Below are 20347 nucleotides of genomic sequence, written 5' to 3' on the forward strand. Positions count from 1 at the left end.
AGCAGTATCCCTTTCTATATGATAAAAGTTCTATAAATTTGACTCATAAACTTCATGAATTTTTTGATTTAATATGTTTCGATCCCATAACAATATATTAGAATTAGCAGCTTGGTTTCTTGCCTGCTTTGTAAAATAATGATTAGTAATAACCATCCCTTTATCTAAACGATAATAAGATACCCCTGCAATGGCTTCTTGCACAGCTTTATTAGGTACATTGTTACTATAGCACTTCGTTTGTATACCAATGGACAAACCTTTCTTTTTAGCAATTACGTCAATACCGTAATCTCCAGAACCTTTAGTAACTTCTACTTGATAACCCATTCGTCTAAATAGATCAGCTATAAAGGATTCAAACTGATAACCATCCATAACATCGGTTTTTTCTATAGTTTTATCATTGGATAAATCATTATCAGAAAGTAAATATTCCTCATAATTGTTTAATTCATATTCATTGTATTTATTATGGAGTAACTCGTATATGACATGGTTAGAGTCTGTAAATGATTGCTCTTCTGAGAATTTATTCTTGTCTATAAGAAAGCAAGTAAAAGATGCAACGTGGTCAATACTTTCTATGTTAGCAAAATCTAACGTAAGATAAGTATTTAGACAATCATCCAGAGACATATTTTCGTAGTGTTTGAACTCCTCTTGGTTTTGATTAAAAAATTCCGCGGATATAGCTTTTTCAGCTTCTTCTACAATGAGATTACGAACAACATGATTTACTAAATATTTCTTCCTATTGATATATCCTTTTTCAAGTAAAAAAGAAACAAACTTTTGGATACTTTCTTCTACATAATGGTTCCCACTTTGTAATTCATCTAATTCTATAGGACGAAAGAAATTACTAATTTCCTTGTTATAAAATCTTCTCAGTAAATCAATGGTTTTCGGATTATTTATTATACTGTCCTTTATTTCATTCATTTCAAGCTGTTGACTATGATCAAGCTTATTAAGGTAATTATCTATTTTATCCACTAATTCTGAGTCATAATTAAATTCAATACCTTCTATAAACATTCTTTTTGGCAATAATGAAGTATAGACTTGGAGGGATTTTTTCATAAGATTTTCTGATCTTGGATTATATTCAATATTAAGATCTGATACTGGTTGTACATACAATTTTTCATCAACAAATATCAGAATAGTTTTATTGCTCTCTCTTGCATCTATCATTTCGAAATTTGTATAGGGATATTCTTTCAGTTCCTTAATCCAGTTCAGTATTTTCTTTGGGATGTCATCTCTTTTTTCATCCACCCTTTCTGGGCACGTAATAATCTCGATGTCTATATTTTTTATTCCTGTAATAATGTGGAGATTATTGTTTATCTCTTTTCGCAAATCATAATCTAAGTAAGTGAGATTATTTCTATTATTAAAATACACATAAAACAAGTTATCCTTAAATAAATGTACTTTACTTGATAAAATTAGATCCTGATGCCATATTCCATATGACTTTCTACATACGTTTTGAATAACACACTTCCAAATTTCGTCCACTCTATCTAATTGAATCATATCTATTTTATCGCTACTATTAACGCAAAAAATCTCTTCCAATAAATTACCGGTTAAAATGTAGACTAATTTAGATAGTAATTCCTTATTAAGCGAAAAGAGTTGTCTTACATTATCTAGATCGTCACCATCATAATCTATAAACAGATTACCTTTTCTATAATTCCTTACTATTCCCTCTTCTAAGGTTTCTACATTCCATTCGATAAGTGTGTCAATTTCACGATTTATTTGTTCTAGAATCTGAGGCTCATCTTCAATTGATATCTTATCTAACTTCTCTTCATTAGATACTATTAAAATATCAAAAAATCCAGCTCCATATTTTTTGAATATGTAAGCCAATAGTGTCTTTATTTGTTTGAGATTAAAAGTCTCCACCATATTTGTTTTACATGCTAAATAAAGTACACTGTCTCTCACTCCTAATAATTCTAGGGATTCAAAATTAACTTTATAATTTGATTCAAAATTTAATTCTTCTACTAAGAATTCCCAAGATTTAATGAGATCAGTTACTAAAAGGGGAGAAATCGTTAATTCTGAGTAATTCTTGTCTAAATATGCTATCCTCTCACCTAAATCCTCCATATCTTTTTTGAAATTATTTTCTTCAAGTTCTTTTAAATATTCTGCTTCTCCAACAAGCATGTATTCCGCTATTGTTCTAAATAATTGTTTAACATCTTCTTGAATGGAATTTTGGCTAGGAGCTTCTTGTAAAGAAATATGAATCGTTTCAGATGTGTTCACATATCCTCTTTTTAAGAAGTAAAAAGAAATATATGTTACTTCTTCTGTAAGATTTTCTGCAACTCTATTCATTAGATCATCTATGTTATCTTCTGCTGCTAAAAAAAGTTCTGGTTCGCTACATAATCCTATTTCTTTAGAATCAATTGATAGGCCGAATTCTTTAACATCCTTAAAAGAAATAACATGAATTTGTTCTTCCTGATAATAATCTCTTCTCTCTTTTTTGTAGATGCCTAATAAGTTATTATTGTCATCTAAAAAGAGGCAATTATTCAAATCTATGCTCACAAATTCATAATCAAATTTAAAATTAGTAAATTTAGATTTTGCAAGATTCAAAACTCTATTTTTTTCAATTTGATACTTCGATTTCTTCTCTTCTACCTTATCTTTTTGACTGTTCTTTCTAAAGAATCCCCACACATTAATCCCCCCTAGTGAAAATTTACGCACACATGACTGTTTATATGACAGATTTTTAACTTTGTACAGAAACTTATCATTATGTAATTCACTTTAATCTTGTAGTTATTATTCACCTTAAGAGTATGCTTATCCTCTTTTAGGTAATTAAACTAACTCACCGTATTTTAATAGCACAAAAAAACTACTCCCACTCTGTAAGGAAGTAGTCTTCTTAACTATTTATGCATTGTACAGCTTCTCAAAAGCAGGACGAACGAATAATGTTATACCATCGTGCCGCCCATTCACTCAGCTATTTAATAGGACAATAATAAGACCTACAAAACCTAATTATACTATGGTTTCCATCGCAAAGTTGATTTATAAAATACAATAACATTTAATACTTTATAAACTGTTTCCAGTCATAATCCAGTCACCCTAACATCACCTAGATGATTTTTTTCATGTCTAAGGATTAATACAGTGGGTTATAAAGACAAACAAAAGCGCAAGTGAGGCTCACCCATTACCTCAATTGCGCTTTTGTTTGTCTTATCTTTTTTATAATCTGGTTAAGCACTTCCGAGAACACGAGCCCAAATGCAATAGCACCAGATATCATAAAAGCTTTCGCTGCAATGGAGATAGCGACGCTGTAGTCATTTTGCACAAAGCTTCGCATGGAGTCATACGCGAGACTTCCTGGTACGAGAGGAATAATCCCTGGTACGCTAAATATAATCATAGGCGTTTTGTATATCCTTGCCAGCATCTGGCTGACCATGGCAATAACAAAGGAGGCGATGAGTGTAGCTGGGACACTGTCGACTTCTCCCCATACTAAGGATATGTAAATGACCCAACCAATCATGCCGACAAGACCACATTTGATGATCGTATTTCTTGGCGCCTGATAGATGATTCCAAAGGCAGCTGATGCAAAAAAGCTTGCTATGGCGTATTCAATCAACATAGTCATTCCTCACGATCTCTAAAATAGTGCAAACATAACAGCAATACCTGCCCCAATTGCAAAAGCCGTTAAAAAAGCCTCCGCCCCCTTGGCGAGTCCTGAGATAAGATGGCCTGCCATCAAATCTCTTACAGCGTTGGTGATGAGCAGACCAGGGACCAACGGCATGATTGAACCGACAACGATCTTATCAACTTCCTTCCCAATACCGAATGAAAAAAGGGAGAAGGCTGTAAAACCGATCAACAACGAAGCAACGAATTCAGCAACGAATTTAATTTCAAATAATCGAATAAAGTTAATCAATGCAATAAACCCCAGTCCTCCTGCTAAGCAGGCTGGCAGGAAATCGTACCAGCTCCCCTGAAACATGATAGTAAAGAAACCACTCGCTAACGTAGCAGCTATGATTTGCATGCGCATGGAATAGTCTGTAGGACTGGTTTCAATCTTTCTGAGCTCTTTATACGCTACTTGAGTAGACATTTCCCCACTTGCAATCTTTCTGGAGACATTATTCGCAAGGTTCACTTTCTCGAGATTTGTCTCTCGTGCCGAAACTCTTACTAATTTTGCATGGGCACCAGGGCTGATCGTAAACATAATCCCAGTAGGTGTTACATAACTTTGGGATTCATCCCGTCCGAAAGATTGGGCAATTCGCGTCATCGTATCTTCCACACGATAGGTTTCCGCTCCATTTTGTTGCATGATCTTCCCCATTAATAAACATAACTCAATCAAGTCCTCTGTATCCTCCACTCGGTCACCTCCATTCGTATTCCAGTATGTTTAGTGTATCTATTCATATACTAAAAGCTTAAAACCCTTAAGATTTCCACAATCACGAAACTTCTCCACTTTCTTTTGCACGACTGGCCGTATCTTAGTTCCATATCTGTTCTTAAAGGCTTCCCAATGTTGATGTTCATCAAAGAAAATTCATCGTAAAATATTCGTTTCCATACAAGTACAATATCACATCATCAAGGGTGTAGTATTGTCAAAAGTTATGCATTCTTTACTTTGTACAAAACTAATAATAGAACTATCCGGAAAAGAGGTGTGCATTAGTCCCTTTCCACACCTAGGTTTCTTGAATGTATGAACCATTCATCTGTGGGATATTAGATATTAATAATATCTGCTATTTTTTCTGTTGGCTAAAATTTAAGGTCTTCTAAAAAAACTGAAATGCAAATTTTAAAAGCAAAAAAGGACTACCTCCTTTATTTAGGAAGTAGTCCTTTAATTACTAACTATTTATACAATGCTTGAAGAGTTTCCAGAGACTTTTTTGTGTGTTTCAAACTGTTTATAGAAAAAGCCCTATTACATAAGTGGTTTGAGCGTTATTACATCATGCCGCCCATTCATCAAGATAGTATATTAAATAAAATAACTTCAAAAATTCATTGATATTAAATGGTTTCTAACTTTCACATGAAATACTTTAAAATGATATAAAAAAGTTGTATGAGCAAAATTATGAGCATTTTAAGTTTAAGTTAAGCAAGGACTTTAAATCATTTAAAATCCTTGCTTTTTATTTTTTTAGCTCTTAATCTCTAAGTTCATTTTAATAATTTGTTCAGCATCATATTCATAAGAATCAGCAATACTCTTAAGAGTCGTAGCAAATCTATAATACCCTGCATTTTCTATTTTATCAGCCAAACTCCTATATTTTACTGCAAGGTCTTTCTCGGGTTTACCACTTGGATCAACCGTAACTGGCCCACGAGAATTAATAACTTCCATTCTAAAGCCATTACGAATCATTTCCCCATCCCTTGAATTGAGTGCACTAGCTACTTCTTCATTTATCCAAAGCCCATTATCGTCAGGAGCACTATAAAATAATACTCTACCTACATGTGATAAAGCAACATCAATGTGGCCCGTTTTCTTACACATTTCTTTTGTTACTTTCAGCCAATCATTAAAGTCATCCTCAGAAAAAGTACCATCTTCCTTTAGACCTGGGGGTGTTTTCCAATTTGACAATAATTTATATGCATTCGAGGCTAAAGTCTGTTGTTCTTCAGTTGGTTTATCTTCGGGGTCCTTTTCTTTTTTAGAACGATAAACAATACCAATTACCTCATTAAAAAACCTTGGATCAGAAGCCAATTTGTTTTCTAGAAACTTAGGTGATGTATTACTATAATCATCTAAAAGCGGAAGAAAAGCCCACTCAACATTGAATAAATCTTCTGAATTAGTATTAGGATCATTTTGAAGTTTCCTTATCAACTCTACATAATGGTAGGTGTCCATTGAAGTTGGTGTTGCATTTGAATTAACAACTTCAAGAAGAGCTTTAGCTACCCTATCATTATTAAATAGATGTTTTTTTTCATAAAGAGTATATAAGCAATTTACAGCTTCATTCGGCCTATCGTAGTAAAGTAATTTGTCAATTGCCTCGTTAAGATCACTATCTACAGTACTGGGGATAGCTTTAACTTTTTCCCAAAACTCATTCTCCCTATCTCCAAGTAATTCTATCGCTCTCTCCCATGTTTTCTTATAAAAAGGTAGACAAGCAAAAAACTCTCCGATATGTTTTTCATCCCAGTCAGTTTTACTGATTGAATCGACCCACTCCCATTGCCCTGATTGAAATCGACCCTTTATAAATGATTTGGTAAATTGAAGAAGCTTATTTTCCTCTTTTAATAAGTTAGGGAGAATTTTTTCATCAATCTTTAATTCAGTCATTAATCCTAGGAGAAAACCTACACTTTCAGGATGGTCTACTTCATTTGAAAACTTTATTATTCCATCAATACCACCATAATTGAATATTTCTCTAAGTGCTGTTTGACGGCGTTGTTCAATTTCTTTACTTTGGTCCTCCCAATTACCCTCACTTACAAAAATATCAATAGTATCGTTTCTAAACAAAATTTGGTGAAGATTCATCGGGTTCTTTGGAGCAAGAGCTTTTGCTACACTCTCAATTTTAGTTACCATCTCAGAATTAAGAGACCACTCAAATTCCGAAAATCTTCTATGCTTAGATGAAAACTTTACAAGTTCTGTCCACAATTGCATTCTCTCTTTTTCTGGTTTACTTATTATGCTTTGCGATGAAATTATATGTAACATTCTTTCAATAGAATTCCGAGGAAGATGATTAAGGTAATTTACTAATTCAGTTAATTTATCTAAATTATTTTCTGCCATGTTAACAGCCAGCTCACAATAACCTGATACCTGATCCCAGTAATCTTTACCAGTAACTCTAATTGTTTCATCCTTTAAAATATCCATTCGCCACTTTGGCTTATGTGAGCCCGTTGATGTTTGAAACTTATTAGGTATTAGATTTATTAATAGTTTCCACCCAACTAAAGGTACTTCTTTTAGAAGGGTTTGGACTGCTACCTTTCGTTTTTCAATCGTTGCCTTTGTCTGCGGAAACCAAGGAAGAAAGATTGTAGTAAGCGATTTACTTGGTCTATTGGACCAAGTTCCTCCTGGGTCACGGAAAGCTAAATCTCCAAGAATAACTGTAACCCTTACCAAAAATCTATCATCCCAAGCAAGTGTTTCAAGCGCCCATAAAAGTCCTGTCAAATAATTTTCTCCGCCAAATACATCACTTTCTTGTTTAAATAGTTTATCGAACGGACAAGGTTCCTGTTGTAAATACTTTTCCACAGCAATTAAGAACTGCTCAGGGGAAGCTTCTGCGATTAAAGGAAGCAAATAATCTAAACTCCCCCATAATTCCCAATCAGAATCTTTGAATAATTCTTGAACAATTTGATCGACAATTACTTTAGGATTTTCTGAACAACTCGGCATTTCCTTATCATAACTACCAAGTAGTGCTAAGCCTTCTGCTATACCTTTCCTTAATGAAGGTGAACACTTCACCTCTGTTTGATAAAAACTAGCAGCAAACCTTTGAGAAGATGGTAAAGAGAATTTTGGATCTCGCTCTACAAGTATAGTAATCGCACTATTCTTGAATCTTTCTAAAATATCATCATAAACCCTATGATCAAGCATACTAACTAATTCCTTCCGTTTAAGTACACTCCATATTCCATCTTTTAGTGTAACAGGGCTCTCTGGATATTGAAGGATTTCTCGAACATGAGAAATCCACTGAGAATATTCCTTATCAGCAAAATGAGATACAATATCGGTATCTCCATCATATTTTTCATTCCAGGATCCTAGTAAGCTTGACTTTACTAAATCATCAGCATATTTAAAAGTGTTCCAATCTGAATCAAGCGAGTCCTTCTGAACTTCAATAAATTCAGAAGGAATAGTTCTCTTTTCTCTTTCTTTGAATGCAGAGCGAATGTCTTCCGGAATTGAATCAATATTTATATAGCTTGCATTTTCATTTCTGTGTGATACTTCCTTTTCTATTAATGCTAGTAAATCTTCAGACCTCTTTTGTGAATATTGTCCAATCAAAGTGTGAAGCAGGGAAAGTGTAACACCTTTAATATCCAAATCGTAAAGAAGCAAATTAAAGCTTTTTAAGAATCGCCATAATTCCTCATCTGAAACTTCAACATCATTATTAGCATGCTTCAAATGAGTCCTGAAAACACCAAGCTTTTCCCTTTGACCTTCACCAGTAAATCTAGCATATGAAATTCTTTCAATGAAATCAGCTGCGTTTTTTGAGTAATGGGCTTGGTTAAGTAAGCCACGAACGTTAATAGTGTCTTTCGCACTAAGAGGACCTGTAATTAATGCCAAAGCATCAGTACTATCATTAAATAAATGCTTATTGTTAAAATCTTTCCATGTAGCTTGAATAACTTCTCCGAAAGCCTTATTACTCTCGGTGATACTTATCGAGTGCTTTATTTGGCCTAATAGTTTCGCTTGTCTATCGGACCCAGGTTGTTTTGCAAATACAATAACATCATCGGTGTCGAACCCCTGGTACTTCCCCTGAAGTTTGATTTCTGCTATCGGCCAATTGGGTAGACATGGGGAAAAACCTCCGGTTAGCATTAAAACAACAAATGAAGCCTGAACACGATTCTCAAAGTTTGCTCCGCCCCCGCCCGTAGAATATGCGTTACTGAGTTGCTTTCCTTTATTGGTCATAATAACACCTCAATACCAAAATATAATTCAATATAAAAAAGATAATTGGTAGATGTAAATTAATTACTTCACCACATTTAGAGCCTACATTTTTAAATTTTTTTCTTATTTCTAGCTTGCCTAGCAGACTCCTTTCTCTCTGGTCTATAAGCATTGACTATAAAGTGGTAAACCTTAAATATAGAAGAGTCCTCAGGATTTAAATGTGTGGAAATGAGTACCTTATCGTCTCCTTTATAACCTTTTATCAAATTAATAGTTTCAAAATATCTTACTCCCTCTACTTCAACGTAAATATTTTTAATGTATTCTTCTCTTTTTTTTAAAACAGTTCTTAGATTTGTTGATTTATTAAAAATAATAGTAAAGCCAAATTCAGTATCCTCATTCATATATCCAAGTAATTGTTTAAAATGCTTTTGGAAATTTCCCCATTCTTTATTTTCACCAATAGCGATAGAGTGGTATGTATGGTCAGACTGGGAATAAATAAAAAAATCTAATTCTCCACTAGACTTTATTGCAAATCCACTTGGTTGTTCCCTAGCAGTAATAATTCCTTCCTTAGATAATGCTGGTCGCAAAAAATTTGCTATATCATCGCTTAAATGGGTTTCTTTCGTTGTTTCTAACCTTAAAGGATCACGTTCAACTTGTTTTATAGAATAATTTATTACTCTTACTATTAACTCTTCTATTTTTTCCTTTGTATTATTTACTTTGAATTCCCCTTTTTTTAATACTTTATCTTGAATATCGTATGGCATTAAATCTATGTATTCTTTAAGGTCGATATTAAAATGTTTTATTGCCTGAGGATTAAGTAAATAGATACTAACAAAATCCCCTACATCCAAAAAATCGTGATCCTCAAACATAAAATATTTGTAAGTATCTAAATCATTAATATTTCTGATAATAAATTCATCATCTTCACTTAAAGCTTGTAAATTACTTGGATCAAAAAAAGTTTGTTCATCACTTACTTCATCACTTACATCAATATACCAGTCAATTAAATGATAAAGTACATATTCATATAGGGGGCTAAGCGTGTGGGGGTAATCATCCTTTGTAAAATCTAATATATCATAAACTATTTTTTTACACTTATCATATTCATTCCTTATTAAATGCGGTGGAAAAAGATATGGTAAATGTATATGGAAATCACCACTATCTTCACAAATCGATAAAAAACAATCACTTATTTCTTCGAGTACTTTATTTACTATTATTTTCACATTCTTAGAGACAGTGAATGAAATTTCAATCATTAGTTATCCACTCCATTATTTATTAACCTTCCCTGGGGGGAGGATACGCACAATTAAACTTTCTACTTTCCCATAATGATTACTTGGATTTCATAAGGTCATAAAAACTTATACTAGCATTAGTTTAACATTAATTACCATATAAACACATCAGCCATTGATATAGGTAAACTTTTTCTCCCATTTTTATTTAATAGTGGTTTCGAAACAACAGAATTCTTTGCTTTAAACCATTGTATGCTAGTCCAATTTATCTAAAGTTGTCTTTAAATAAATAAGGAATAGGATTGTCATTTTCTCACATAAGTTATACTAGTCTATATAGGAGGTTCTATTAATCTGGTACTTCAATATAAATATTGGTTTATTATGTTAAAATCAACCAAAGAGGAATGTAAATATTATGAGGTGATATATTGAATAATGTCGTTTTTTCTGTAGGAAAAGTTGTCGGTAATACATACCATGCAGCTGGTACATGCACAATGCTAAACAAAGAGAATTTATTAGTTACTGCAGCGCATGTAGTTAATGGTAGCGATGATAATTTATATATTAATCGTAATACACATTTTCATGGCGATTATCAAGATACAACTAAAAAAAAGTTAGACCTTCTACCTGTGAAGATTGAAGCCATTGACCCGTTAAGAGATGTTTGCTTGTTATCTTTAGACGATAAGATAGCTAAAGGTTGTTCTATCTTCAGAGCAGGCAATACCGATAATATAAACACAGGGGATGCAGTTACTGTGTTTGGTTTTCCCCATTCTAATTTAGGTAGAATCGTTTTAACTCAACAGAGTTGTGAAGTTGGTGCTAAGATTCTTCTAAGTTCAAAAAAAGTCAAATCAAAGCATCTAGTCTTAAATATTCAAGCTCGACCGGGACAATCTGGAGCACCTGTAATTCGTAAATCAGACAGATCACTGATAGCTATACTTATTGGTGCCTATGTTCCAACAATCGAAAGAGGAATTGACTTAGGAGGGATAGATCCCCAAACGTTACATCAAACAACCCATGCAGTTTCAGCAGAATACATAGAAAGGATGTTATAGTCTTGGCATTAGATACGTTTTTTCAAGAACAAGAAGAATCAAATTGGTTAGACACTTTACCCAATTATCAAAGAGATCTTGTAAATGAGCTATTATCCTATTATTCTTATGAGGAAGCTGCAGTTACATGGCTTGAATCATCTACCAGTAATACATCACCTTTTAGCGGGCAACCTCAACCAGAGAAGAAATATTTTGAATATGTAAAAAAAGAAGTCCATAAACTTCTTTGTGGGGATACTAATTATGAAGCTGAACGCCATGAGTTGGTTCAATTAGCTCAAAAGCCAGAAAATAAAAATGGTATCATTGCGATGGTGTCAGCTTTAATAGGTGCTAAGTTGGGTTTAGCTGCTACATTTTTAGCCCCAGTTATCGTTATCATTTTTTTAACGATAGGGAAGATCTCATTAAATGCTTGGTGTACCATGGAATCATCAACTAACTAAAAATAAAAGCAAGATACCCGAAAAGGAACTCCTGTAATAAATATGTTTTGCGCTTGGATATATCAAGAACATCTTAATTTACTGTCGAATCATAATTTCTTGCGTTTGAATGTAACTAAGCTAAAAACAAAACTATAAGTGCTTATCCACCTTTTGGATTAGCACTTATAGTTTAAAGTTACTCTTTCTAAGTTCTTCAAGAGTTACGGTATCTTCCTACGTTATTAACGCTATTCACTCCATTCATCATAAAAACCATAATGAGCCTTCTAAGAACTACCGATTTAAGTTACGTTATTCATCCCATATTGTTACGTCTTTTCTATATAAATGACGTATTAGCAAAGAGAAAAAGCGTTTTCAACTACCTATTATTATCCTTATCTTAACAACCTTTTAAGCAATAACAGCGTAAAAAACATTAACAGCGTACTATTCAAGTAAGGTTATTATTTGTGTCGGCTTCTTCGCTCCTTCCATCCGTACCTTTCCAACTCTAATAAAACCATTTGATATTAATTCATCTGTGATAAAGTCCAATTCTTTTTTTGAGAGGTTTCGATTAAAAAATTCCCTTACTTCATTTCTGGTCATTCCACGTCCTTTACGTGCTTTTAATTCTCTTAGTAGCTTCATGGCATTAGGGTGTTCTAGTACTGCTTCATTCCCAAAGATAAATCGAGCTGACTTAAAGGAAAACTTCCATAGATCAAGCGCAGCCTTTAAATGGGTAGGCTTTATAACGTGTGATTGATCCAATAAAGCATATATGCAAGCAAGACGCATAGTTTGAGCCTCTGCTCTACTTGTAACGGCGCCTATAAGACCTCCAGCCCCTGTTGACAATGGTCCATAGACCTCCTCCCATAACTTCTCAGCTTCATCATCTCGCGTGATTTCTGTCGTTATTGAAGCAAACTCAATCGCTTCTTTAATTTTATTCACAAGCATAGATATATCAATATTGTGAAAATCGCCTCCACTCGGTAGCAGCTTCGACCTTTTGACTGTTAACCATAAAAAACGGTTAGCCAATCCATTTACTAAATCAGTGCTTGTAAATTCCTTCTTTAATTCTTCTTGTGTTATCTGTCCCAATATCGATACATGGGAGTTTGTTGCTCTAAGAGGGACTTTTGTTAAGGTTCTGGGACTACCAGTATCCCATAGCTCTCTAATAATTGCAGATAAAGTATTTCCTTCTCTTTTAGCTACCCTTAATGTTTTTCCAAACTCTTCCTCAATAACAAACATTCGTTTGTCCTTTACCCCTTCATCGCTTATTGTTACCTCGTAATCGACAATCCTTTTTTCTTTTCCCTTCCCCTCTGTTATAGGAACTTTTTTTGTTTCTTCATCTCTAATTGCGTGTATTATACCTTCACCACTAGATAAACCAGAAACAATATTTTCCTTCTCCCACTCTGGATTTATTGCATTAAACAAATGTCTAACAGGGCTTAGTGATGTTCCTTTCCTCCCTTTTCCTGTCGCTCCTACTACTACGGTAAAAATCCGCGCCGGATGTTTTCTTGATCCTGCTGTAAAATGCGCTGAGTCACCAATAATGTTACCAAATGCTGATAGGAAAGTTATTAATGTTGCTTTAGGATCGGCTTCAGTATGTGGATCAATTTTCCTTACTACTTCACCTGCTAATCCATGAAAGGCAAATGCTGCCTCCCCTTCATTGTCACTATATAACTTTAAATCTCCTGAGAATTCACCATCTTCATTAATAAAATTTTCATCGTCATCCAATATATTATTGGGCTGCTTAGTTTTTGTACGACTTTCTTGTGCTAAACCAGACGTATCAAATTCACCAATTACTCTCTCCAAATGTTCAGGAGAGAAATTCCTCAATAGTATTTCTGCCGCATTACTTTTTTTCAAAATGATTTCTCCTTGATTTTATGTTATTAAAAAAAGCATCAACTTCCTCAATTGTTTTAATCTTGATAATTGGATCATGTTCCAAAAGACAATCCATCCAAAAACTCACTTTTGAAATAATATGATAGAGGTCTCCTACACGCTCCATGTTTTTTATATCCTTTATGGCTCCAACAGTATCTAGACAAGTATCTTCGATGTTTTTAAGTGAATTGATACTATCCAATACTTTTTTATCCATTCTTTTTATCAGAGCTGCCGCAAACTCTCGGTCAGCCCTCTTTTTTTGTAGTAATTTGACCTGTTCACAATCAGGTTGATTAATTCCAAAATCATTCACTAATTGTTTGATTGCTTCTTTTATTTCAATGTTAAGTGAAAGTTGTACAACATTGATTACATTGCCTGGTTTCCCATGGTTACAGCCCTTTCAACACCGAAATGTATTCGTCTCTGTATAAACTGTGAAGCTTGGATTTCTGTCATTGTGGTATGGACAACGGATGTTGAATCTTTTTCTTTGTGATTTAGGATTGACGAAGCTTACATTTTCATACCGCTCTAGTGCATCCGTGATTGAAACGGTATCTAAGATGTGGTCAATTATTGACATAAAATCATTCCTCCTATTGATTAAGTTTAAATTAATATAAGTCGATTACTCCTCTTTTTCACGTGTGTTTTTAGACCAACGATCAATATATTTTTGAACTTCCCTTCTATTGAAAGCCCACTTATTCCCTATACGAATACTTGGAAAATTGGGGTCAACCAAAAATACTTTTTCAATAGTTGGCCAAGATAGATTTAATAATTGTTTTAATTGTTTACTATTCATGAGCATAACTTCCATCTCAAAACTTTCAAGATGCTTTTGAACTTCTTCAAGATACATTGCTTTTAACTCATCTTCATTTAAATAGAGTTTGATTAATGATTCCTCATTCACTACTTAACCCCTCCTATCATTCGTCCTCAGTTACCTCATCAATAGCTTTGATAATCATTTGCTTTTTCTCATCGGTCATTTCAGTTCTCATCCATCGATAGAATGTGTTTTCATGGACATCTAATTTTTGAGCAATTTCCCATGTAAAGAAGCCTGAATTATTAATAGCTAAACGAATTTCAGCGTTCGTCTTCATATGACACCTCCAATCCCTTTTGTACCACATAATAATGGATATTTATGAGGTAGTGGTGTTACAATATACATATTAAACACCTATATAGTTAAGAGCAACCAAAAATACAACGTTTTAACCGTACTTTTACGCGGTACAAAAGTGAGGCTAAAAATGAATTATCTACACTACCAATATTGCTTATCGGATTTTATATTGACTGATGAGTATCAAATAGAAGATTTTAATAAAGTAACGAACCAAGCACTTACAAATTATTACCTAATTCTTTTAAAGAACATTAACAGCCATACAAATAACAATTATAAAAACCTAAATAGTTTGATCAGAAGAGTCCATGTGACTCCCGAGGAAATAACAAAGTATATAGATGAGGATAATAAACAGTCTTCTTATGATCCATTAATTGATACACCTGAGTTATATAGCGAGATGCATAAAATAAAATTTTTCAATGAGAAATCATTGAGGAGATTTATCGATAACTATGGAATACCATTTCACATGTACTTCAATGAACAGGGGTATGTAGACTCCACTCTTTTCAAGAAAAACACCTCTGAAAAGTTTCTAGTAGAAATGGATGTATTTCTTTTCTATGAAAAATTAGTTGAATTTAAAAGTGCCTTCAAAATGTGGCATGACATATCGCAGGGTGAATTTGAAGAAATTAGAAAGATTAATGCAAGAATGAAGCTTGAAGTAGACTTCATCGCTCAAATCAGAAACCTTCATAAGGAAGAACTCACACTCGAAGAATTTGCTGATATTGTACTTACTAACGCTGAATTAACAAATAAAGGAGGTGAAATAGAGGCTATTTTAGAAGATTACAAAAAACATCCAGACAAACTGATAAAACTTAATGAAAAAGCAACAGAAATTTCTGGTGTTTGGTCGAAAGTTAAAAGTGAATCTGAAAAGACAATAGCTCTCGCTTACTTAAATTTAAAGTTAAAAGAGCTTGATAGCGGAAGAACATCTACAAGATTTATTGATGGCAAAATCGTTCCAGCAATTAGTTTTAATAACCTAGTAGAAGTAGCATCCTACCAACTGAAACAGGCTATATTTAAAGAACAAAAATTTAAAGTGTGCTTAAATTGTGGCGATCTATTTGAACCTAGACATGCATCACAGAGGTTTTGCTCTCCGTTGCCTGGTAGGAAAAGAAGTACGTGTGAAAACACGTACAATCAACGTCAAAAAAGATTAAGAAAAAAACAAGGAGGGAGTTAATATTCATGGCATATATTCGAAAAAGGAAAAATGGGAAATGGTCTTATACAGTTTCAGTAGGTATTGATCCATTAACAAAAAGACAAAAACAGAAAACTAAATCAGGATTTAATACCAGTAAAGAAGCTAAATCTGCTGCAAGGAAGTTGGAAGAGGAAATTGAGAAGGGAACATATGTAAATGAAAGTAGAATCAATTTCGAAGCATTTACTCAAGAATGGATAAAAGTATATGGTCAAAATGCTAAAACTAGTAGCGTAAGAGCTCGTAAAAAAGAAATGAATCATTTCATTTCAGTCTGGGGCCCATATTCATTGAACAAAATCACTAAACAAAACTACCATGAAGTCATAGTTAAATTAGCTGAAAAATATAGCCGAAACTATGTCAGTGGTATACATGCCTGTGGCAGAATGATATTTGCTTATGCAGTAGAAATAGGGATTTTGAAGTTGAACCCTACCGAAAATGTAAAATTACCTAAACCCAAAGTAAAAGTAGAGGATATTGAAAATCAAGATGAAGAAATAAAGTTTTTAGAAAAAGAAGAGCTTGCTAAATTTTTGCGCCTATCAGAGTCAGATGGGTTAGAAATGGACTCACTTATCTTTACAACTCTTTCTTATACCGGTTTACGAATAGGAGAATTACTTGCACTCAAGTGGTCAGATTTCTCGCCTGAGAATAATTCCTTACGTGTCACCAAGACTATTTACAACCCTACAAATAATATAAAAGAGTATGAATTGTTAACACCAAAGACCTCAGGTTCAATCCGTTCCATACGAATAGATCGATCGTAAAAATGTTACAACGGCATCAAATGAAACAGAAGGAAATCAAATTCCAACAAGGACCATTATATAAAGATAATCTGTTTATCTTTGCACGAAATGACGGACATCCTCAATTAAGGAAAGTAGTCGAAACGCGCTTAAAGCGCTTATTAAAAAAAGCAGATATTAATAGGAATATCACACCTCATTCTTTCAGACATACACATACATCACTTCTTATTGAAGCGGGGGTAGGTATTAAGGAAATTCAACAAAGGTTAGGTCATACAGACATTAACACTACGATGAACATTTATGCTCATATGACTGCAAACATGGAAGAAAAGGCCTCCCAACAGTTCAGCAAACTGATGAAAGGCCTTCTCTAATAGGTAAAGCTTTATTTGAAAATGGCTCTTAAAAACTCTTCAATGAGCAAATATATGAGCATTTCCTCACGATTCTCATAGAACCCCTTATATATCAGGCGTTAAGGAGGCAGATTACATCATGCCGCCCATTCCGCCCATGCCACCCATGTCAGGCATGCCGCCGCCAGCATTATCTTCTTCAGGAAGATCAGCGACTACCGCTTCAGTTGTTAGGAACATAGCTGCTACGGAAGCTGCGTTTTGAAGTGCGGAACGAGTAACTTTTGTTGGGTCAACGATACCACTGTCGACCATGTTTACCCACTCGCCAGTTGCTGCGTTGAATCCTACGCCGACTTCTTCGCCTTTCAGACGCTCAACGATGATGGATCCTTCAAGACCAGCGTTGTGAACGATTTGGCGAACTGGCTCTTCTAGTGCGCGAAGCACAATGGAAGCACCTGTTGCTTCATCGTCAGAAAGCTCAAGAGATTCAACAGCGTGCAGGATATTGACTAGAGCTGTACCACCACCAGCGACAATTCCTTCTTCTACCGCTGCTCGAGTAGAGTTCAGGGCGTCTTCGATGCGTAGTTTACGCTCTTTCAATTCTGTTTCTGTTGCTGCGCCGACTTTAATGACAGCTACGCCGCCAGAAAGTTTTGCAAGGCGCTCTTGTAGTTTTTCTTTGTCGAATTCAGAAGTTGTTTCTTCTGCTTGTGCACGGATTTGAGCTACGCGGGAAGCAATTTGGTCAGGTTGTCCGGCACCTTCAACGATTGTAGTGTTTTCTTTTGTAATAACTGCTTTAGACGCACGTCCAAGCTGATCGATTGTAGCATTTTTCAGCTCAAGACCCAGGTCTTCTGTAATTACTTGACCGCCAGTGAGTGTTGCAATGTCTTCAAGCATTGCTTTACGACGGTCACCGAATCCTGGAGCTTTAACCGCTACAGCGTTGAATGTACCGCGTAGTTTGTTCACAACTAGCGTTGCAAGGGCTTCACCTTCTACGTCTTCTGAGATCAATAGTAGAGGCTTGGATTGTTGTACCACTTGTTCAAGGACAGGAAGAACTTCTTGAATGTTGTTGATCTTCTTGTCAGTGATTAGGATGTATGGATCTTCAAGAACCGCTTCCATTTTATCTTGGTCAGTAACCATGTAAGGAGAAGCATATCCGCGGTCGAACTGCATACCTTCAACCACTTCTAGCTCAGTGTTGAATCCTTTAGATTCTTCGATTGTGATAACGCCGTCGTTTCCAACGCGCTCCATCGCTTCAGCGATAAGCTGTCCAACTTCTTTGTCAGAAGCAGAGATGGAAGCAACCTGAGAAATAGACTCACGGCCTTCGATTGGTTTAGAAATCTTACGTAGTTCTTCTGTTGCTACAGCTGTCGCTTGTTCAATACCGCGACGGATACCTACTGGGTTCGCACCAGATGTTACATTTTTAAGACCTTCACGGATCATCGCTTGGGCAAGAACTGTTGCTGTTGTTGTACCGTCACCAGCCACGTCGTTTGTTTTAGACGCCACTTCAGATACAAGTTGTGCACCCATGTTTTCGAAGTGGTCTTCAAGTTCGATTTCTTTTGCGATCGTCACACCGTCATTAGTGATCAGTGGAGAACCGAATTTTTTATCTAGAACAACGTTACGTCCTTTTGGTCCTAGCGTTACTTTTACTGCATTTGCTAATGTATCGACACCACGAAGCATCGCGCGGCGTGCGTCTTCACTAAACTTAATTTCTTTAGCCATTAAAAATGCCCTCCTTATTAATATCGTATCGATTCATTTATAAGTATTTTTGGTAGAGGCTTATTGAATGACAGCCAATACGTCTGATTCACGAAGAATCAAGTATTCGTTGCCTTCATACTTCACTTCTGTACCAGCGAATTTAGAGTAGATGACGCGGTCGCCTTGTGCGACTTCCAAAGCAACTTTCTCCCCGTTGTCTGTCACGCGGCCAGTACCTACTGCAACGACTTTACCTTCCTGCGGCTTTTCTTTCGCAGAATCAGGTAGTACGATTCCGCTCGCAGTAGTCTGCTCTTCTTCAACTAGTTCAATAACAATACGATCACCAAGTGGCTTTAACAATTAGGACACCCTCCTTGATAAGGTTAGTTTCAATTTTTTGTCGTTTATTAGCACTCGTTGTTACTGAGTGCTAACACAATTCTTATCATAATCAATTCACATTCGTTTTTCAAGTAGAAAACTGATAATTTCCCTACTATTTTTTCGACAAAAATTTCACATCAAACCGTTACACTTACTAGTGGTTTTAAAACTATGATAAAATACATAAAGTATCCTTAATAAATGAGTTTATCCTGCGGAATGGTACAGTCTCCATCCGCAGATTTTGTATCTACCTATATAGAAGGACGTGAGTGTTTTGCCGAAGCGTTATTGGTATATCATCATGACATATGTAATTACGCAGCTTTCCGCGCTCATCGGTGTTCCGATTGCGAAAGAATTCGGATTAAGTAATTTCGATGCCATCGCGGTTTGGTCTGTGCTCAGCTTTACCATTGCAACGATTATCATTTTGCTTTTACTGAAACCTGACATAAAGGAAGTCTCCATGAGCCGGGACGCCTCTGGAGCCGGCGGAGTTATCCTCTGGTCGATTGCTGGTGTGTTTCTTGCCTTATTTGCCCAGGGGCTCGCCGCTGCGATCGAGTCAAATGTATTCGGAATTCCTCCAGGGTCAGAAAATACGATGGGATTAATGGAGATTGCGCGTGAATCGCCGCTTTTCATTCTACTGCCGGTCGTATTTGCTCCAATCACTGAAGAGATCATTTTCCGTAAAGTCATCTTCGGTTCCATTTATAAGCGAACGAATTTCTGGATCGCGGTGCTCTTTTCCGCACTCATCTTCGGTGCGTTCCACTTTGACTTTAAGCACATGTTAGTCTACTTCTCCATGGGAGTGGTATTCGCCTTCCTATATGTCAAAACTAAACGAATTATTACACCAATCGTGGCTCACATGGCGATGAACTCGTTTGTTGTCGTTACGCAGTACTTTCTGGATGAAGAGGATATTCGGCGGATGCAGGAACAATTGGAGACCATTTTTATTGGAGGCATTTTGTAATATGAGAACTTCCCCCCTATTTATGGCGTTTCTCTACTTTGGAATGGGCGTTGCATTTACGTACATTGCTGCGCAGGCCGTGGAGGACACGATTTGGAACGCTATTACGATCCTGTTGTCAATCATTGCTACCTTCAACATTGCTGTGGCGATTCGCCTCGTCAACCTGCAGCGTCGCATTCAGAAGTCTAAAGACAAAAAAAAGCCATAAAAAACGCAGGAGCTGCCTCCTG

Annotated in this window: 19 protein-coding genes and 1 pseudogene; 7 read left to right on the forward strand and 13 right to left on the reverse strand. The window is 35.4% G+C overall.

The window, feature by feature from the left end; genetic code table 11:
* Window positions 1-30: 30 nt before the first annotated feature.
* The 6 genes and pseudogenes from HM131_RS19030 to HM131_RS19050 form a co-directional block, all read right to left on the reverse strand.
* A complete protein-coding gene (locus tag HM131_RS19030) occupies window positions 31-2727 on the reverse strand; it encodes a restriction endonuclease (RefSeq protein WP_085031261.1) in 2697 nt (898 codons plus the stop codon).
* Window positions 2728-3238: 511 nt separating this feature from the next.
* Window positions 3239-3685 carry a threonine/serine exporter family protein gene (locus HM131_RS19035; protein ID WP_085031262.1) on the reverse strand — a complete coding sequence of 149 codons (447 nt, stop codon included), beginning with the start codon at window positions 3683-3685 and terminating at the stop codon, window positions 3239-3241.
* A gap of 18 nt (window positions 3686-3703) precedes the next feature.
* A complete protein-coding gene (locus HM131_RS19040) occupies window positions 3704-4447 on the reverse strand; it encodes a threonine/serine exporter family protein (RefSeq protein ID WP_232324826.1) in 744 nt (247 codons plus the stop codon).
* Window positions 4448-4489: 42 nt separating this feature from the next.
* A pseudogene (locus HM131_RS21345) lies at window positions 4490-4627 on the reverse strand (IS91 family transposase); the annotation flags it as partial.
* 612 nt (window positions 4628-5239) lie between these two features.
* The gene (locus tag HM131_RS19045) at window positions 5240-8776 is read right to left on the reverse strand and encodes a hypothetical protein (protein ID WP_085031263.1); all 3537 of its coding nucleotides are present in this window, start codon (window positions 8774-8776) and stop codon (window positions 5240-5242) included.
* Between the two features lie 92 nt (window positions 8777-8868).
* On the reverse strand, window positions 8869-10053 hold the full coding sequence (locus HM131_RS19050) for a hypothetical protein (protein ID WP_085031264.1): 1185 nt from the start codon (window positions 10051-10053) through the stop codon (window positions 8869-8871).
* A gap of 416 nt (window positions 10054-10469) precedes the next feature.
* Here HM131_RS19050 and HM131_RS19055 point away from each other — a divergent pair, with 416 nt between their 5' ends.
* The gene (locus HM131_RS19055; protein WP_085031265.1) at window positions 10470-11114 is read left to right on the forward strand and encodes a S1 family peptidase; all 645 of its coding nucleotides are present in this window, start codon (window positions 10470-10472) and stop codon (window positions 11112-11114) included.
* A gap of 2 nt (window positions 11115-11116) precedes the next feature.
* Window positions 11117-11563 carry a hypothetical protein gene (locus HM131_RS19060; protein WP_085031266.1) on the forward strand — a complete coding sequence of 149 codons (447 nt, stop codon included), beginning with the start codon at window positions 11117-11119 and terminating at the stop codon, window positions 11561-11563.
* 432 nt (window positions 11564-11995) lie between these two features.
* Here HM131_RS19060 and HM131_RS19065 read toward each other — a convergent pair whose 3' ends face one another.
* The 5 genes from HM131_RS19065 to HM131_RS19085 all read right to left on the reverse strand — a co-directional run bounded on the left by HM131_RS19065 (window position 11996) and on the right by HM131_RS19085 (window position 14604).
* The gene (locus tag HM131_RS19065) at window positions 11996-13459 is read right to left on the reverse strand and encodes a YfjI family protein (protein WP_085031267.1); all 1464 of its coding nucleotides are present in this window, start codon (window positions 13457-13459) and stop codon (window positions 11996-11998) included.
* Window positions 13446-13799, reverse strand: a complete 354-nt coding sequence (locus tag HM131_RS19070; protein ID WP_085031268.1) for a hypothetical protein — start codon at window positions 13797-13799, stop codon at window positions 13446-13448. Before HM131_RS19070 ends, HM131_RS19065 begins: the two co-directional genes overlap by 14 nt.
* Before the next feature lie 90 nt (window positions 13800-13889).
* Window positions 13890-14072, reverse strand: coding sequence for a CHC2 zinc finger domain-containing protein (locus HM131_RS19075; protein WP_085031269.1), 183 nt, complete (start codon window positions 14070-14072; stop codon window positions 13890-13892).
* A 45-nt stretch (window positions 14073-14117) separates the two neighbouring features.
* On the reverse strand, window positions 14118-14408 hold the full coding sequence (locus tag HM131_RS19080) for a DNA-binding protein (RefSeq protein WP_232324827.1): 291 nt from the start codon (window positions 14406-14408) through the stop codon (window positions 14118-14120).
* A gap of 16 nt (window positions 14409-14424) precedes the next feature.
* Window positions 14425-14604 carry a hypothetical protein gene (locus HM131_RS19085; protein WP_085031270.1) on the reverse strand — a complete coding sequence of 60 codons (180 nt, stop codon included), beginning with the start codon at window positions 14602-14604 and terminating at the stop codon, window positions 14425-14427.
* A 153-nt stretch (window positions 14605-14757) separates the two neighbouring features.
* Here HM131_RS19085 and HM131_RS19090 point away from each other — a divergent pair, with 153 nt between their 5' ends.
* Genes HM131_RS19090 through HM131_RS21205 form a run of 3 tightly spaced genes read left to right on the forward strand, consistent with a single transcriptional unit; the run spans window position 14758 to window position 17008 of the window.
* Window positions 14758-15843, forward strand: coding sequence for a hypothetical protein (locus HM131_RS19090; protein ID WP_085031271.1), 1086 nt, complete (start codon window positions 14758-14760; stop codon window positions 15841-15843).
* A 5-nt stretch (window positions 15844-15848) separates the two neighbouring features.
* Window positions 15849-16646 carry a site-specific integrase gene (locus HM131_RS19095; protein WP_269749102.1) on the forward strand — a complete coding sequence of 266 codons (798 nt, stop codon included), beginning with the start codon at window positions 15849-15851 and terminating at the stop codon, window positions 16644-16646.
* A 2-nt stretch (window positions 16647-16648) separates the two neighbouring features.
* On the forward strand, window positions 16649-17008 hold the full coding sequence (locus HM131_RS21205) for a tyrosine-type recombinase/integrase (protein WP_269749103.1): 360 nt from the start codon (window positions 16649-16651) through the stop codon (window positions 17006-17008).
* Window positions 17009-17122: 114 nt separating this feature from the next.
* Here HM131_RS21205 and groL read toward each other — a convergent pair whose 3' ends face one another.
* Both groL and groES read right to left on the reverse strand, forming a co-directional pair.
* Entirely contained in the window at window positions 17123-18757 is a 1635-nt protein-coding gene (gene groL, locus HM131_RS19100; RefSeq protein ID WP_085031272.1) for a chaperonin GroEL, read from the reverse strand.
* A gap of 60 nt (window positions 18758-18817) precedes the next feature.
* Window positions 18818-19102, reverse strand: a complete 285-nt coding sequence (gene groES, locus HM131_RS19105; protein ID WP_085031273.1) for a co-chaperone GroES — start codon at window positions 19100-19102, stop codon at window positions 18818-18820.
* A gap of 301 nt (window positions 19103-19403) precedes the next feature.
* On the opposite strand from groES, the gene HM131_RS19110 reads away from it, so the two are divergent.
* Both HM131_RS19110 and HM131_RS19115 read left to right on the forward strand, forming a co-directional pair.
* Window positions 19404-20114 (forward strand): CPBP family intramembrane glutamic endopeptidase, encoded by a 711-nt coding sequence (locus tag HM131_RS19110; protein WP_085031274.1) that lies wholly within the window; start codon window positions 19404-19406, stop codon window positions 20112-20114.
* A 1-nt stretch (window position 20115) separates the two neighbouring features.
* Complete coding sequence (locus HM131_RS19115) at window positions 20116-20325, forward strand: YdiK family protein (RefSeq protein WP_085031275.1); 210 nt, start codon at window positions 20116-20118, stop codon at window positions 20323-20325.
* Window positions 20326-20347 lie beyond the last annotated feature (22 nt).

Origin of the sequence: Halobacillus mangrovi (genome assembly GCF_002097535.1) — a bacterium.
In the GTDB taxonomy this organism is placed as follows: domain Bacteria; phylum Bacillota; class Bacilli; order Bacillales; family Halobacillaceae; genus Halobacillus; species Halobacillus mangrovi_A.